This window comes from Alteromonas sp. ABH4_457 (assembly GCF_056160625.1).
On sequence record NZ_JBSWXN010000004.1, the window covers coordinates 366,132 to 378,489 of the forward strand.

Below are 12,358 nucleotides of genomic sequence, written 5' to 3' on the forward strand. Positions count from 1 at the left end.
GTGGTCGTGTTTAAAATTTCTGAGTACACATGTCTGCAAAAGTCTTATCCGCCTGCGGTCGTAAAACAGAATGCAAAATAAGTTCGTCTTTCTCTCTGATTGCACACAAATAGTATTGCGACCGTACTACATACGCTGCATTACTAAAATAAAATAGATGATGAAGCCAGTGTAGTTAGGGGCAGGGAAAACCTGTTGCTGGAAAATATACCTTCTAAAATTTGATTATTTATTGCACCGAAACTATTATATATGATGTATTTATAGTAGCACGAACAGCAGAATGTATGGAAAATATCAGCCCTGACCTGAATGAGTACGCCGAAATTATTCACGGCTTGGTGCCCTATGCGCAGCATCCCAAGTTAGATGTTTTGTTAAAAAAGCTGGCACCGAAGTGCAATGCTCACAAGCTTTTTCTGTTGAAAATGGAAATACGCCGACTCGCAAAACCATGTACTTTGGTTTTAGACTTAAGGATGCTTTTTGATACGTGTGTCGAAGTTGAGCATGATAAGATAATTCATTATCTTGATCCGGTATCAAAAAGTACCTTTTTCCGGCTGATTAAGGCAAGTTCAGGGATATTTACCCGAGGTGCATATTCCTTGATTTTAAATGATGCAAAAGCACGTTACGCCGAGCAGCAGGAAGCGAAGAAAAAGGAATATAATAAAAACGTGGTTGTTGTAGATCGTTCTACTATTTTAATAAACCGACTATCCTCTGACACTTTCTGTCGCGATGAAAAAATCGGTGTGTATGGAGCTGCGGCAGTTTTGTCTCGGCCTGACGCAGAACTCACCGATGAAGAATGTTGTACATTAGGTACAGTGGGGGAGGTTATTGACTTTTCGGAAGCCGGTATCGTTATCAAGGCACCGTTTCGCTCATTATCATCACCAACAGGCAGTATTTTTATCAGGGTATTTAATCTGGCGAGACCGCTGGGTGATATCACCTCCTTTTCATTGCGCGGTAAAATAGCGCATATAAAAGATTCTTTCTCAAAGGTGAATACTTTTTATAAGGTTGTGTTCAGATCAGAAAATAATTCCCCATCTGTCGAGTCAATACGTGCAGTGTGCCAAGGAATGGAGCGGGTGGCGAAGGAGACAGTGCAGAAACACAGAACACCCCTTGTTCAGTCTATTACGGCAAAAATGCTTGAGTCCAAAGCGCAGAGTGTTTATGCGGGCTTGTCTATTTTGTGCGGACACGACAGTGTTGGTGGTAAGAGAGAAGTGAAAGTCATTCAGCGTTCAGCTGCCAATGAAAACCTTTTCAAGTACTTTGGTGGTACGAAAAATTTTGCATGCAAGTTACTTAATCTGCCTTCGTTGAATGTCAGCTTTCTTTCGGATGGTGATGCATTATTTGAAGAGTATGTTTTCACAGGGGTATCTGAGGGTAGGATCTATGCGCTGACATTGACGCAACTGTTGTCAGACAATGACGCAGTAGTAGCGTTGAAAGCTATTTGCAAAATGGACTGGCGGTGCCTGAAGGTTTCAGCAATACCTGTTGATGCACAAGGCGATGCCCGTCATGAGGCTGCGGTTCCCGATTGGGTATCGCCGCAAATTGCGTTGTTTAATAAGCCACTTTCAAGGCGGGTGGCTGAAATCTTACGACCTCTGAATACTCTGATCACCCTGACTGATGTCACCTCTTTAGTGCGCCATACTATGTCTTTAGTAGTAAAGTCTGAGTGCCGGAATGCAAAAACAATAAAACCATTTTACGTTGGCACAACAAAGGGCGCTTTGGTGCGAAACGTCGTCATGCTCGAATCAACAGAGTTGCGCTCAGAAGATCGTTACCTGATGCAGTTTGACTGCATTTTGCCAGCCTCACCGGACAGGTCATCTCCAATCTATGGCAGGACTCTTAATGTGTCTGCCAGAGGGCTTTGTTTGCGACTTCAGTCACCGATAAAAACAAAAGTTGGCGATATTCTTAAGTTCGATATGACTATTAGTCATGGGCGGGACAGTAAACAGCTAAACGGGCAACCTTATCAGGTTCTGAGTAATGATGGTAATGGTGTGCTGAGGCTGGTTGTTGCTGGCTTGGAAAGTCGGCATGTTGCTTCGAACTATCTGCGTCAGCTTATTTACCGCTATAAAGATACGCTGCATGTAAGTTCCCCTATCTCTCATGAGATCCCCGGCCTTGGCAAGGCAATGCGTGCAATCGTGGCTAAGAATATGATGCATTTGCCATTGTTTGTGAAATGGCACAACCGTGAGTGTATTTTACACTCTGCGGGCACCAGTCGTTATCCTCATTTTGATGATTTCGTTGCTGGCGGTCTCTCTGGTGTAACTGCATTTTGCGAGGCTTTTCGTCGCTCTAAAGTATATGGTGATGTTGTACCTGCAATGAACCGTGTGTCAGATGCAGGCGAGGGCGAGAACGCACTTTATGTTCTTGCAGGTAGAGACGGGGAAGGAGTTAATACCCCTGTGTTATCAGCGACGGGAGAGGGTTCGCTGACAGCGGGCTTGCTGGAGAACATCACCCGCTCTCATATGATATGGGTACGGTTTGACAAAACTACTGCTAAAGTTAACAAGTATTATCGCGATGAAATGACTTATCTGGCGGAGATAGATCCTGTTCTCCATGAGGAGCTGGAGGGCTTCGAAGACTCGTTGTTGGGTGTTGCAATGGTTACTGATATCACTGAGCTATATGAGGGGATCAGTGCAGTTATAAGAGGAGAGGCTTGCTCCTCTATAACAACCCAAAATATTCGCTAGCATCAGGCTAGCGACATGTTGTTTAATGCAAAATAGCCTCTTTCAAGAAATAATGGCAGCTTCCTTATTTCAGGATTCTGTATTTCGATGACCGGAGGCTTTTCAATCTCTTTGTATTCAATTTTCTTGGCCAGTGCCTGTAGTAGTGCCTCGATGTCTTGCTCTGGGAATTCATCATTTAGCACAGGAAGGATAAAACGTGCCTTTGGGTGGTATGGTATATGGTGAATATAATTACTGTGTTTGCTTCTGCGGTAGGCTGATACTACCTCTTTTACATTCACCATGTAGGCGTTGGTGCTCGCCTGTAGGGCGGTGATGTTGTCCTTCATGTAGAGGTCTATCAACACCCGCTTCATCCATTCTGGGTTAATCCTGTCCTCTTCAAATACACTGTAGTTTCCATAGGTGGCTTCGTGAGTAAGAAAAAGCTCTCTGATGCTGTCAGAGTGTGCGAGAAGGTCATCGCGCAATTGCTTCTCAGGTATAAAATAAACTTTCATATAGTTTAACCAAATAAAAAAGGCGACAAATGTCGCCTTCCCAAACCGTGGGTTTAAAACTTCATTATGAAGCCTGCGGTAAGAAAGTTATTGCTGATGCGCCCTTCACCATTTGCGTTTACCAAAAACTCCCGCGTGTCGTCGCCTACCGTATCTTCATAAAAATAATATCCTTCTTCACCGAATATATCATTCCCTGAAATTGAGAACCCTGTCTCAGGGAAAACGAGATAATCGGCGAAGAACGAAATCTGATCGCTTACCGCGTATTCAACGCCGCCACCGTATACAAAGTTTGTTTTGCTGACATCAATGTTTCCGAAGCCGTTAGTGACGACGCCAAAGCCACCTTGAGCATACACAGATAGCCCGTGAAACTTTGGTGTCTCTAAGTTGACCAGCAGTGCCGCTGCATTTTCAACAGATGCGGTGTATGAAAAATTATTCCCTGATTCAGTGTAAGAGCCAAGGAAGCTGTCGAACTCACTGACTGACTCAAAGATATCCATTTTGTATTCACTTTCATTGATGCCGAAGTAGTATCGGCCCTCCATGCCCACCATATCAGTAAACTGGTATTCAAGGCCCACAGCGGCTACGCCTAAATTATCAGCACTTTTCTGGCTTTGTGAAAAGGAGTCTGAAGCAGAATCAGTAACTAAACCATCAGTGCCTGTAACTACATAGTCATATGAAGTAGTGGCTGTGACAAATTGCGCATTATCGGCAACGCCGCCCATAAATTTAAGCTTCACATCTTCTGACGCAAAGGTATAAGCACTGATGGCAGAGGCAATTAAGCCCGCAGTAAATAAATTGGTGTTCATATAAAATTATCCTTAAGGGAATAGCTATTTAAAATAGATTGTTTATTATGCTACAGCCGACACTTTAGCCGAATTTGTACTGTGCGACAATGATTTTATCTGGTCTCGCTCCCATTCGATGGCCTTCTGATAGCATATGCCTACTTTGGCTCTGTCGAGATCGATCTTGTCACACAGGCTGTCTACTGCAAGCCACTTGCCTTGCTCATAAGCTTTAACAATATTAATGACTCCGCTAAGCAATCCGACATTCTGCACGAGCGCCAATTTGATATCCCTGTCGATTGGGAGCTTACTCATGATAGCTTCCATTGGTCTGTCTAAAATGGCATCGAGAGTGGAGAAGAGGCCTGTCATAAAAGCACGCTCTGAATAGTCTTTGAATGGGGTAAGCTTCACAATATTCTCGCAGAATCGGGCGCGATATATGCTCGTAGAAAGCAGCTCGGCAGGCTTATTCGAGCTTAATTCTGAAGTAACAAGAAGACATACGAATCTGCGGATAAGATCCTGTCCAAGAAAGAGTATTGCTTGTCGGATACTGCTGATTTCAACTTTAGTGCGACGTGATTTGCTGCCGATGTTCATGCGTGCATGAGCAGTGTTCACATACTTTAGCAATTTTACACAAAGAGGGAGGTCGCATTGAAAATGCATGGATAACTTTGCTTCACAGAAATCCGGTTTCATAACCTCCATATAAATATTCATCAGAGAGGATTTGGATATGTCGATGATATCAGAGTGAATAACTTCAGGTTTGGCGAAGAAGTACCCCTGAAAGTAATGAAAGCCCATCGATTTTGCCAGACGAAACTCTTCGTGTGTCTCTACTTTTTCCGCCAGTAGACGCACTTTTGGAAATTCTTTCTCCAGCATTGCCAGCACAGGAGATAGTGTTGGAAGAGGAGTGGCCTGAATGTCGAACTTAATAAAATTAACGTATTTTAAAAAAGGCTTCCATTCCGGTGCGTAATTAAAATCATCTAAGGCAAGTCTATAGCCCTTACCTGATAGCTTCTTAAAGATTTCGAGCATGCGAAGGGTTGGCTTTACTGTTTCCAAGATCTCAAGAACTATTTTATCGTTTGGTGCAACCTCTGCGAAGTTCTCAGCCAAAGCTTCTTCTGGAAAGTTTATAAGTACAGATTTCCCTCTTCCTATTACATCAATATTTGTGTCAAGGAAAGCATTTACCAAAACTTTGCTGGTGGCTTCCATTGGACTGATGTGCTCCGGAAAACGATTTTCCATCGACTCGCGATGCAGTAACTCATAAGCCACCACTCTCTGGAGCCTATTAAATACCGGTTGTCGGGCTGTAAAGCGAATCATCTTAAACCTTTTCTGCTGCTGTAATGAGGGTATTACCCTCTTGTTAATCTTGAATGTATCACAAGGAATACCGCAAGTCAATTTATAGTACTTTAATATTAGCTACTTATTTAGTTGTAATATTTTTTGACCGAAAAATTGCAGTGAACCCGTTATATGGTATTATCGGCATAACAACAACATTCTTTAGTTTCTTATGGCGCACATTAATCAGTTTATCGACCACGTTAACGTGGAATTTCGCAGGGTCTATAAAGAAGGCGTCTGGGTTAAGGCGATGGTTACGCAACTCGCCTTTGATGACAAAGGCGTAGTCATGGTAGAAGCATTGGATATTCAGAAGTTTCAAAAGGAGCAACCTGAAGCCAAGCAAATTTTTCGTATTCTGGCAAAAGATCAGGATGATTTATTAGGGCACTTTTCCAGCTATACTAAGCTTCTTTTTCAAGATCAATTCGTAGAAATTCCAAAGGGCGAACTCGCGCTCTATTTCAAGATTAGCCCTATGCTTCATTGGCAGGGAGAGTTTGTTCCAGTTATCAGGTCTATTGGACTCAATGATGAGGAAGCTAAAGTAGCCAACTTGCAGGCAGGCTTGCGAATAGGGATTGATAATGCGATTTTATCCCTGCCGGATAACAACAACAAACTCTGGACAGAGCAAGACAATGCCACTCTAAAAGAGTATTTTGTCCAGAAGAAATTTTCCGTAGACGCCACCGCAGTCGTACTAAAACGGACTCCGCTTGCTATAGTAGATCAGTTATTAAAGATGGACTATATTAAAGGTAGTGAGGGGTGGAAACTTAGAAACGAGATTACACAGCAATACCGCCGTTAGTTAGGCGGTATTACAGCAACCAAACGTCTGCTTATCAACCCAGCTACGTCGTCTTGCATCACTCTTCGCGTTCTTTTGCTTACCGAAACATCTTCTCGGGAAAAAAATTCACCCAGCTTGGCCATATTTTTATGCGCCCCTATATCTCTCAGAAAAAGATGTCTATCGGCAACAGATAGATTAATATATTCATCAACCATGGTTTGGGGTTTTGCTTTCATTCTTATGAAACCTTTACAAATTTATCAGTGCTAACTTTCTACTATAAGCTTCGATTTTCGTGTTGTATCTCATGCCAGCCTTCCTATACTCATTGCTACTGAGTAAGTTTGTCCTGCCAACATTGTAGTGCGATAACCCGCATTCAAGATCACCGTTGCAGAATTTAAATCGCAACTCAGTAAGAATCTCAGCACCGCATAAAACATTTCCCTCAAGCGTATACAGATCAAGGTCTTTGTTAACGCAGAATTCTTCCCAAAATTCCGGCCTGATTTGCGTCGCCCCATATGCACCAACAGAGGAGACTGCCTTTGACCTAAAGCTTGATTCCGTCATTATCCATGAAGCTATCTGGTATTCAGACAGTCCGGTGTTGATAGATGCTGACATTATAACTGGTGCGTATTTTACAGAAATGTTTGCTGGTATGCCAAACCCTCTTTCCAACTGTTTGGAAAAAAATGTAAGTTCCTGCTCCCATGTCAAACTGTGAGATATACGGTCATGCCGAATAGGCACTGGATAGCGTATACCAATGCGGAGTTCTTTGGCAGTATTGTATTTGGCTTTCAAGCCAACTTCCCCTACTAACCATACAGAAGTGGTTGCCGCTATCGCAAGCGCAGCCAAAAAGAGATTTCTAAACATGATAAATACCTGCATATAAAACACAAGAATAGTATCACAAAAGTAGCTGCGTGTAAACAAAAAACCCTCCACAGCGGGAGGGTTTTCTAAATTCCGGAATTAAACTGCAAGCTTTCTTTGGTTTTGAAGCTCCTGAACAATGCCTTCTAGTCGGTTATAACTCATAGTAAGGACGTCACGCATTTCTTCAGAGGCACTTTCAAGCATGTCTTCGGTTGTTTTTGCTCCATGTGCTCTAAGAATTTTAGCGCTGTTGATATGGTCATACTGAGCAGCATTTCTTAACGCCTCAGAGTTATTAGCATCTGCTCGGGCACCCAGCGTAAGGAAGTAACTGATAAAGTGATCACGACCATGTTTCGCCACCTGAACCAAGCAGTTTTGAACGTCCTTAGGCATCAGGCCTTCTTCAATGAGAAGTTCAGCAACATCGAAGTTAAAGCGTTCAATTGCAGCGTCAACATAATTCTCATCCGTACCCAGAACCTGCATTCCTTTTCTGATTGCTTCCTTAACCAGTTCCGTATTTCCATAGCGGATGATCTGCATGCTTGTTGACTCCAAGCTTAGCATCCATACATTACGCTGTACGAGAGCCTTTGCGCTCTCAAACTGCTTGTATCTCAGGAATCTTTCAAGCAGAACGACGGGATTCTCTATGCTCGCATCGTTTTCAATTTGCAACATGAGAATGCTGCTAATCTTATCACAATTTACTTCCATAGATTTCTTCAGCGCCCGCTGGATTCCAGTCTCTCTGTCAAACTCTTCGTTATGCAGAATGTAGGTGACCATTTCCTCGTGGCCAAAGCGAGCCGCCTCACTTAGTGCTGCTACATTGTTGCTGTTCACGCAAGCGCCGTGCTCTCGCAGTACCTTATACGGCTGTAAGAGTCCGTAACTGGCGACCTTTTGAAGGGCTGTATCCAATGCCACCTGCGGAATTGCAAGTTCAGCCTTTCTTTTCAACATTGCAGCAAATGTACGTGGCAAATCTGCATATTTAGTACCGCACCGGTAAAGCAAATCCCACTGGTCAATATCGAAGTTGCCCGTTCTGGTGCTGCTCTGATAGACCACATCACGGCCCGTCCGTTCGATCTCAGAACGAGATAGAGCAGGGTTGGCACCATTCATAATAAGAAACTCGCCGACATCATCGTGATGGTATCTGACAGCGTATTTTATCGCTTCGTTATCATGTGCAGTAATATCTCCACCATTCTCTGCGAGATAAGTAACTACTTTTAGTTTGCCGTGCTGTGCTGCGATTCTAAGGCCTGCACTGTTAAATGCAGTAGCGGGAACCTTAAGCTCTTCGATGTAAAAACGAACGCAGCTTAACTTTCCATGCCGCGCAGCCCATTTTAATGCCTTTTCATTATGTTCAGGCCGGTTATAGGGACTGCTCGCGAGTAATTTCAGCGCGTTAAGGTGCCCGTGACCGCCAGCTCGACTCAATGCGGCTACGTAGTCTTGGTCTGAGAAATCCTTGAAAGCTAATTCTTTTTCGATGTCTTTAAGGTTGCCAATTTCAGCGGCTGCAACCATCGGATGAATGTTCTTGTTCATAAAATACCGTATTAAATCCCGTTGTGTAAGATCATAATAACCCAAAACTCGTCAACTGTCAATAGATATGGGTTCGTTAATTAAATTCTGCTGTATACGTTGTAATGGTTGTTGTGGTAGAACAGTATCATATATCCTTATTGAGGATCTCAGATTAACAGTAATACTGTTAAATGTCACTACAGTGATACTATTAAATATCGTCCTTGCTAAGTCAGAGTTTTGATATCAAGTCTGTCCGGAGTTCGGCATCTATGCAGGAAATTAACTCACAAAACTCTACCTGCTTTATGTTCATTGCAATTTGAAAATCATCGACAGAATCTATATGAGAGCCTATTTCTTCGCAGCTCATGCTCGACAAAATAAGGTATGCATCGTTCTTGGTTGCGTCATTTCGGAACATATCAAAAAGCGATCTGATGCGGAACCCACCCGCCAATCTTATGTACTTAGATGCTGTCCAGTTTTCCGCGTCGAGGGCAATGGATAGCAGTTCGTTTTTAAAAAGCTCAAATTCAAAAGGGTTTGCTTCCATCACTGTCTTGAGAAGTGCCATATTCGACGCTCTGACAGCGCTCGACAAACAGTCCTTTACAATGCTGCCTTTGAATACCGTCAGCATTGCAATGAAAATACTTTGTGTATCTTGCACTTCAGACTGTGCGATAAGATCAATAACATTTAACTCTCGTTTTATGTCAATATTGCGGTAGATGGGTAATTCTTGTGTTGTGTAACTGCTTAACAGGGCTTTAAGATCATTAAAATAAAATAGCCGGTTTAATTCGCCACACAAGTTTTTATTTTGAAGCTCAATAAACAGGGATTTCCATTGGCTGATCTCTGCTTTTCGCAAAAGTAATACCGTCACTATCTTCACAAGCCAAAGTTCATCATCATGCAGAGAGGATGGATTAATAGCCAAAGTGTCACCTTTAAGCATATTAATTAATTCCAGCTCTGTAACTCTGACGTGGCATTTTGACACCTATATATCCTCTGGAAAAGGTTCATTATTTGCTTCGGGAAGCAGCATATTTTTTAGTATAGACAATAGTATGTTGATCATTGCGTTGTAAATATTTGACTTATTAATTACCAAAATACCACGGGTGCCGTAATTGTCAAAAAAAAGAGCGTTTATTTTTAACTTCCGATAAGTGCCATTAATGAGGCACGGTAGTCCATATTGTCGCAATGTATCATAATCTCGTATGGCGGGTATTCATCGCAGACTAAATCCAATAGTTGCTTTTTGCGGGTTATCTTAGGAACTACAGCTTCAAGTCCACATTCATTCGCCATATATCTGATCGACAGTGCCCGCTTCCATTTGGGCAGGTTGTTAATAGATTTTAAGTCGTTCTCAATAGAGGATAGTGAGATAGGAGATTCTTTTGCTGTCCACTCAATCAAGTCGGTGCTTTTTTCTTCTAAAATAAACTTCTCAATAGGCCATAATTTTTTCTTTTGGAAAATTTTCTTAGCCCACTCTTCGTTGGGCCTGAATACGGCAGCCACGAGCTTACCGTTAGACTGGCAAAAGGCTGTACTGAACTCTGATGACGGCTGAAGCAACGCCTCTTGTATGACCCTGCGAATCAGTCGCCCTCTGTGCTGTTTTGATGGTAGCAGCTTCGTCATTCTTGCAAACGTTCTCATGTGATTATTCGCAACAATCGCAGAAATTACCTCATCGGTTGGGTTGATCAAAAGGGGGGTTAAGTCCTTTCTGAGGTGTCTTAATCTTACTGTCGGCCAATTCTTGAAATTAACATTTTTAGTGTTAAGTCCCAGTCCTTCTTTTGCCCATAGATCGATACTGTCGCTCTTGAACTTCACCCCCCAATCAGTCATTTTTTCAACCCAGTACCACTCTTGTTGTCCCATCAGGCTTTTAAGAAGGCTGGAGACTCTGCTTTGAAGAAGACTATCAAAATCTTGGTAATCAAAATGATCAATAAGATTGTCTATTCCTTTTTTGCTTGCTAAATGCATTTTCGTAGCAATATGCAGAAGGCTAATAGCCTCATGTATACGGATTTTTGCAGGGTGAATATGAAACTCACATGCCAAGCTGATCATTTCTGAGTTAGCGCACAGGAGAGAAATCCAATTCTTTGGTTTTTTTAATCTTATAAAGGGTTCAAAATAGGGTTTGCGCATAAGAAATACTGCAACGTTATATTTTTTATCCTCTATGCTTTGCCAGAATAGTTTATAAGCATCCTCCAGCAGCTCATATGGCATTTCTATTTCAGTTCGAAAAAAAATGCGATGATTGTCTTCAGAAAAAGCCCTCTCCAAATCAAGCACTGTCGGTGATACTCCATGGGATCAGGCCAGCAAATTTATAATTGGTTTGTGATGGTGATACGGCAAGCCACAAAAATTTATCAGCGAAATCTGCCTCTGTCATATGAGATCTGAAAGATAAAAGGGGGGTGCAGGTTATTTCTGAGAAACGGGGTTCTCCAAACATTTGGTTAATGTGGTTTCCCCCAAGTATGTCCCACCCCGTCTGCGCTGTTATGTGTGACGTAGCAAGCCGTCCCTTATTATCCAATATGGTAAACACACTTTCAGCTCTCCCGTTATGGAAGCATTCATTTTGCGACAGAATAACTCCATCATCAGAAAGCCCCTCAATACTGGCTTCAAAGCTTTCAAAAGAGCGCATAGTGGAAAAACGTATTTCACTACACTCTTCGCCTTCGCAATCGTATTCGTTTATCTCAGCATCGTCAGGCAAGGTGATAATCAGAGTGAACAGTAAATAGTTGGGTGCAAATTCAAGACTGTCGGATAGCAATGGAGAAAACCGCTTTTTCTCTGTTTTTTCTATGACTAAAGCCCATCCTGCCTGCTCACTGGCTGTTGGGCAGATTGTGTTGGTCACCACTTTATACAGTTCGTGACATCGTAAAAGAATCTGCTCTTCCTCTAGTGCCATCGAGCAGCCAATAGTCAACCATCTCATTGAGGGAACCCCTTTTGGAGTTCAACGATCTTAAGGCTCTCGTTGCCGACTTGGAACGACACGGAAGGTTCTCTCATTAAAAAAATGCGTTGCCTGCAACCCATGTACAGGTCATGGAAAACTTCTTCGGTAGGGAAGTGGTTTGCAAATAATAGTTTGAAAACAGGATCGCTCCCTCTTACTAAGGAAGTCAGTAAATTAGTTTGTTCTCCATCAACGCAAAAACAATTGAGGGCAATAATTGAAAAAGGCGAAATTTTACAGGCCCGAAAAATTGCACGCCCGCACTCAACTGATTCAACGATAGTTGCGCGACGACCACCTGTTGGGGTGGTGTGAGTGAAGAATGAGTCTTCGCTATAGATACCTGAGAAGTAGGAATCAAGTTCAGGATATTTATGATCGAGTTTGTATAGTTCAGAAGTGGATATCGATGCCCTAGACTGCCTCAATGCATTTGAAAGCAGTGTCAGCATACTGACATGCATCAAAAGTAAATCATTGTTTGATAATGAAATACCGGCGTCGTGCATTGGGTTAAGTGCCGGAATTTTCAATAAACTATCAATTGTGACATGGGGTAGATGCTGATACTCGCATAGTCCAGTCATAGCCAAATACTGTTCTATCATAAACTTTTGAACCTTTAAAAGATTAGCCTA

At 42.5% G+C, this 12,358-nt stretch carries 12 protein-coding genes; 2 read left to right on the forward strand and 10 right to left on the reverse strand.

From position 1 onward, the window contains the following. Window positions 1–287: 287 nt before the first annotated feature. Window positions 288–2,765: a hypothetical protein gene (locus ACXAGR_RS11725; protein ID WP_474850424.1), complete on the forward strand. Its 2,478-nt coding sequence runs from the start codon at window positions 288–290 to the stop codon at window positions 2,763–2,765. Between the two features lie 2 nt (window positions 2,766–2,767). Here ACXAGR_RS11725 and ACXAGR_RS11730 read toward each other — a convergent pair whose 3' ends face one another. Genes ACXAGR_RS11730 through ACXAGR_RS11740 form a run of 3 tightly spaced genes read right to left on the reverse strand, consistent with a single transcriptional unit; the run spans window position 2,768 to window position 5,430 of the window. Beyond that, window positions 2,768–3,268: a hypothetical protein gene (locus tag ACXAGR_RS11730; protein ID WP_474850426.1), complete on the reverse strand. Its 501-nt coding sequence runs from the start codon at window positions 3,266–3,268 to the stop codon at window positions 2,768–2,770. 53 nt (window positions 3,269–3,321) lie between these two features. Next, window positions 3,322–4,095: an outer membrane protein gene (locus ACXAGR_RS11735; protein WP_474850428.1), complete on the reverse strand. Its 774-nt coding sequence runs from the start codon at window positions 4,093–4,095 to the stop codon at window positions 3,322–3,324. A gap of 45 nt (window positions 4,096–4,140) precedes the next feature. Beyond that, the gene (locus ACXAGR_RS11740; protein ID WP_474850430.1) at window positions 4,141–5,430 is read right to left on the reverse strand and encodes an EAL and HDOD domain-containing protein; all 1,290 of its coding nucleotides are present in this window, start codon (window positions 5,428–5,430) and stop codon (window positions 4,141–4,143) included. Window positions 5,431–5,626: 196 nt separating this feature from the next. Here ACXAGR_RS11740 and ACXAGR_RS11745 point away from each other — a divergent pair, with 196 nt between their 5' ends. Continuing rightward, window positions 5,627–6,271, forward strand: a complete 645-nt coding sequence (locus ACXAGR_RS11745) for a hypothetical protein (protein ID WP_474850432.1) — start codon at window positions 5,627–5,629, stop codon at window positions 6,269–6,271. Here the strand turns inward: ACXAGR_RS11745 and ACXAGR_RS11750 are convergent. From ACXAGR_RS11750 to ACXAGR_RS11780, 7 genes are all read right to left on the reverse strand, one after another. Then, window positions 6,268–6,492, reverse strand: a complete 225-nt coding sequence (locus tag ACXAGR_RS11750) for a hypothetical protein (protein WP_474850434.1) — start codon at window positions 6,490–6,492, stop codon at window positions 6,268–6,270. The two genes, ACXAGR_RS11745 and ACXAGR_RS11750, sit on opposite strands and share 4 nt — an antisense overlap. Window positions 6,493–6,505: 13 nt before the next feature. Further along, a complete protein-coding gene (locus ACXAGR_RS11755) occupies window positions 6,506–7,141 on the reverse strand; it encodes a transglycosylase SLT domain-containing protein (protein WP_474850436.1) in 636 nt (211 codons plus the stop codon). 99 nt (window positions 7,142–7,240) lie between these two features. Then, window positions 7,241–8,713: a hypothetical protein gene (locus ACXAGR_RS11760; RefSeq protein ID WP_474850438.1), complete on the reverse strand. Its 1,473-nt coding sequence runs from the start codon at window positions 8,711–8,713 to the stop codon at window positions 7,241–7,243. Window positions 8,714–8,927: 214 nt separating this feature from the next. Next, on the reverse strand, window positions 8,928–9,704 hold the full coding sequence (locus ACXAGR_RS11765) for a hypothetical protein (RefSeq protein WP_474850440.1): 777 nt from the start codon (window positions 9,702–9,704) through the stop codon (window positions 8,928–8,930). 158 nt (window positions 9,705–9,862) lie between these two features. Then, window positions 9,863–11,032, reverse strand: coding sequence for a hypothetical protein (locus tag ACXAGR_RS11770; protein ID WP_474850442.1), 1,170 nt, complete (start codon window positions 11,030–11,032; stop codon window positions 9,863–9,865). After that, window positions 11,025–11,696 (reverse strand): hypothetical protein, encoded by a 672-nt coding sequence (locus tag ACXAGR_RS11775; protein ID WP_474850444.1) that lies wholly within the window; start codon window positions 11,694–11,696, stop codon window positions 11,025–11,027. Before ACXAGR_RS11775 ends, ACXAGR_RS11770 begins: the two co-directional genes overlap by 8 nt. Then, window positions 11,693–12,328: a hypothetical protein gene (locus ACXAGR_RS11780; protein WP_474850446.1), complete on the reverse strand. Its 636-nt coding sequence runs from the start codon at window positions 12,326–12,328 to the stop codon at window positions 11,693–11,695. Before ACXAGR_RS11780 ends, ACXAGR_RS11775 begins: the two co-directional genes overlap by 4 nt. Window positions 12,329–12,358: the final 30 nt, after the last annotated feature.

Excerpts from the sequence above, each read along its gene's own strand:
- ACXAGR_RS11780 (WP_474850446.1), bottom strand. The coding sequence starts at position 12,328 with ATGATAGAACAGTATTTGGCTATGACTGGACTATGCGAGTATCAGCAT.
- ACXAGR_RS11740 (WP_474850430.1), bottom strand. The coding sequence starts at position 5,430 with ATGATTCGCTTTACAGCCCGACAACCGGTATTTAATAGGCTCCAGAGA.
- ACXAGR_RS11750 (WP_474850434.1), bottom strand. The coding sequence starts at position 6,492 with ATGAAAGCAAAACCCCAAACCATGGTTGATGAATATATTAATCTATCT.
- ACXAGR_RS11755 (WP_474850436.1), bottom strand. The coding sequence starts at position 7,141 with ATGTTTAGAAATCTCTTTTTGGCTGCGCTTGCGATAGCGGCAACCACT.
- ACXAGR_RS11735 (WP_474850428.1), bottom strand. The coding sequence starts at position 4,095 with ATGAACACCAATTTATTTACTGCGGGCTTAATTGCCTCTGCCATCAGT.
- ACXAGR_RS11760 (WP_474850438.1), bottom strand. The coding sequence starts at position 8,713 with ATGAACAAGAACATTCATCCGATGGTTGCAGCCGCTGAAATTGGCAAC.
- ACXAGR_RS11745 (WP_474850432.1), top strand. The coding sequence starts at position 5,627 with ATGGCGCACATTAATCAGTTTATCGACCACGTTAACGTGGAATTTCGC.
- ACXAGR_RS11725 (WP_474850424.1), top strand. The coding sequence starts at position 288 with ATGGAAAATATCAGCCCTGACCTGAATGAGTACGCCGAAATTATTCAC.
- ACXAGR_RS11730 (WP_474850426.1), bottom strand. The coding sequence starts at position 3,268 with ATGAAAGTTTATTTTATACCTGAGAAGCAATTGCGCGATGACCTTCTC.
- ACXAGR_RS11775 (WP_474850444.1), bottom strand. The coding sequence starts at position 11,696 with ATGAGATGGTTGACTATTGGCTGCTCGATGGCACTAGAGGAAGAGCAG.